Annotated in this window: 1 protein-coding gene; it reads right to left on the bottom strand. The window is 50.5% G+C overall.

Annotated elements, in window-relative coordinates; all coding sequences use genetic code 11:
- On the bottom strand, positions 1-208 hold a 208-nt coding region (locus IPU53_RS24745; RefSeq protein WP_207454195.1), incomplete at both ends, for a hypothetical protein.

Genomic DNA, 208 nt, shown 5'->3' with positions numbered 1-208 from the left:
CGTACCCTTTTTGATGGAAAAGCGAAAAAAGGGTGATGGCGAGTAGTGTGGCTGTGCCCTTTTTGATGGAAAAGCGGAAAAAGGGTGATGGCGAGTAGTGTGGCTGTGCCCTTTTTGATGGAAAAGCGGAAAAAGGGTGACGGCGAGTAGTGTGGCCGTACCCTTTTTGATGGAAAAGCGGAAAAAGGGTGACGGCGAGTAGTGTGGC

The organism is Bacillus sp. SD088 (assembly GCF_017355205.1).
Lineage (GTDB): Bacteria > Bacillota > Bacilli > Bacillales > Bacillaceae_C > Lederbergia.
Note: the sequence above shows the minus strand (reverse complement) of the source record. Positions and strands in the feature narration are given on the sequence as shown.